Source organism: Methylibium sp. T29 (assembly GCF_000576205.1).
Classification (GTDB): domain Bacteria; phylum Pseudomonadota; class Gammaproteobacteria; order Burkholderiales; family Burkholderiaceae_C; genus Methylibium; species Methylibium petroleiphilum.
Map to the genome: position 1 here is coordinate 1 of NZ_AZND01000358.1, position 2747 is coordinate 2747.

Here is a 2747-nt window from a genome sequence, read left to right on the forward strand (position 1 = left end):
CCGCGCTGCAGGCCGGTCGGGTGCTGCGCCCGGCCGACATCGGCATGCTCGCCTCGCTGGGCCGGGCCGAGGTGCCGGTGCGGCGCCGGCTGCGCGTCGCCTTCTTCTCCACCGGCGACGAGCTGCGCTCGATCGGCGAGCCGCTCGAGGCCGGCTGCGTCTACGACAGCAACCGCTACACGATCCACGGCATGCTCACGCGCCTGGGTGTCGATCTGCTCGACCTGGGCGTGGTCCGCGACGATCCGGCCGCGCTGGAAGCCGCCTTCCGCAGCGCGTGCGAGAACGCCGACGCGGTGATCACCTCGGGTGGCGTCAGCGTCGGCGAAGCCGACCACACCAAGCAGGTGATGGCAAGGCTCGGCGAAGTGGCGTTCTGGCGCATCGCGATGCGGCCCGGCCGGCCGATGGCCTTCGGCCGCGTCGCCTCGAACGGCCGCACCGCGGTGCTGTTCGGCCTGCCCGGCAACCCGGTTGCGGTGATGGTGACCTTCTATGCCTTCGTGCGCGATGCGCTGCTGGCGATGGCCGGCGCCACGCCCCAGAGCCTGCCGTTGCTGCGCGCGCGCGCCACCGAGGCCATCCGCAAGAAGCCCGGCCGCACCGAGTACCAGCGCGGCATCGTCTCGCGCGCCGCCGACGGCGACTGGGACGTGCAGCTCACCGGCGCCCAGGGCTCGGGCATCCTGCGCAGCATGAGCGTGGCCAACGGCCTGGTCGTGCTGCACCACGAACAGGCCTCGGTCGAGCGCGGCGGCTACGTCGACGTGTTGCCGTTCGACGGGCTCGTCTGAGACCGAGGGGCGCGTCGCACCGATGGCCCGCCCGCAATGATCGATCTGCAAGGAGCCCTCATGACCCCGGTGCGCGACGTCGACGTTGCCATTCTCGGCGCCGGCTCGGCCGGCCTGAGCGCCTACCGCGCGGCGCGCGAGCACACCGAGCGCGTGCTGCTGATCGACCCCGGCCCGCTCGGCACCACCTGCGCCCGCGTCGGCTGCATGCCGAGCAAGCTGCTGATCGCCGCCGCCGAGGCCGCGCACGCCGTCGACGACGCGACGCGCTTCGGCATCGACGTGCAGGGCGTGCGCATCGACGGCGCGCGCGTGATGGCACGCGTGCGCGCCGAGCGCGACCGCTTCGTCGGCTTCGTGCTCGACGACATCGAGCGCATCGCCCCCGACCACCGGCTGGACGGCGTGGCCCGCTTCCTCGACCCGCACCACTTGCAGGTGGACGGCCCCGGGGGCGCGCTCACCGTGCGCGCCGACCGCATGGTGATCGCCACCGGCTCGCGGCCTCGCCTGCCACCCGAGTGGCGCAGCGCGCTCGGCGATCGCCTGATCGTCAACGACGACGTGTTCGACTGGCAGGACCTGCCGCGTTCGGTGGCCGTGGTCGGCACCGGAGCGATCGGTCTCGAACTGGCGCAGGCGCTGCATCTGCTGGGCGTGCGCGTGCGTCTGCTGGGCCGCGGACCGACGGTCGGCCCGCTCAGCGATCCAGCGCTGGCCGCGCTGGCCGCCAGCCACTTCGATGCGACGCTGCCGCTGCAGCGCGACGCCACGGTGCAGCGCGTCGAGCGGCTCGGCGACGAGGTCGCCGTCCACTGGCGCAGCGCCTCCGGCACGCACAGCGAACACTTTGACGTGCTGCTCGCCGCCATCGGCCGGCGACCGAACACCGACGCGCTCGGGTTCGAGCACACCGGCCTCGATTGCGACGCCGACGGCGTGCCGCTGCACGACCCCACCACGATGCGCATCGGCCACTCGCACATCTTCATCGCCGGCGATGCGGGCGACGATCGCCCGCTGCTGCACGAGGCGTCTGATGAAGGCCTGATCGCCGGCCACAACGCCGGGCGCTATCCCGACGTGCAGGCCGGGCGTCGCCGCACGCCGCTGGCGGTGGTGTTCTGCGAACCGCAGATCGCGATGGCCGGTCGCAGCCACCGCGAGCTGACCGCGGCCGGCACGCGCTTCGCGACCGGTATCGTGAGCTTCGAGAACCAGGGCCGCAGCCGCGTGATCGGGCGCAATGTCGGCGCCCTGCACGTGTACGGTGAACGCGGCACGCGCCGCCTGCTCGGTGCCGAGATGCTGGGCCCTGCGGCCGAACACCTGGGCCACCTGCTGGCCTGGAGCATCGGCCGCGGGGAAACAGTCGACGAGGCCCTGGCCCAGCCGTTCTATCACCCGGTGATCGAGGAAGGCGTGCGCACCGCGTTGAGGCAGCTGCGCCAGGCGCTCGACCGCCCCGAGCCGGCGCCGTGCGAGGGCTGTGCACCCGGCGACTGATGCGCCACGCCGCCTGACAGCGCACCGTCACGGCGCTGTCGATTCGCCGTCGCGCGGAGCGCGACGAGCTGACATCTGCCTGATGTGGGAAGCCGCCTACACATATCGGCGGCGCCCGCCGACTACGGTGCCTGCACGGACGCCCTACGGTGCGCTTGTCACCCTCGCATCGCGGTTCGATGCGGGCGTCCGGCCGAACCCAACCAGGAGTCAATGAATGCGCATCAGTGGAATGAAGCCCTCGTGGAAACAATGCATCGCCCCGCACGCGGCACTGGCGATGCTGCTCGTCACCGGCACGGCACGGGCCGACCTGGAGGCCGACCGCGCCTACTGCGAGTCGCTTCAAGGGGGTGCCCGCATCGTGTGCCTGCGCGACCTGAAGGCCACGCCCACGCCCGCCGCCAAGCCGCCCGCGGCCACCGCTGAGACGCCGGCTGCTGCGCC

General features: G+C 72.7%; 3 protein-coding genes. All 3 read left to right on the top strand.

The features are described 5' to 3' along the window. Window positions 1-794 (top strand): molybdopterin-binding protein (locus x551_RS20780; protein WP_036250888.1); only part of this gene is annotated, 794 nt, incomplete at its 5' end. Between the two features lie 60 nt (window positions 795-854). Then, window positions 855-2300, top strand: coding sequence for a dihydrolipoyl dehydrogenase (locus tag x551_RS20785; RefSeq protein ID WP_036250894.1), 1446 nt, complete (start codon window positions 855-857; stop codon window positions 2298-2300). A 217-nt stretch (window positions 2301-2517) separates the two neighbouring features. Beyond that, window positions 2518-2747, top strand: a 230-nt coding sequence (locus x551_RS20790) for a hypothetical protein (protein WP_152543619.1), incomplete at its 3' end; no start/stop codon positions are given.

Excerpts from the sequence above, each read along its gene's own strand:
- x551_RS20785 (WP_036250894.1), top strand. The coding sequence starts at position 855 with ATGACCCCGGTGCGCGACGTCGACGTTGCCATTCTCGGCGCCGGCTCG.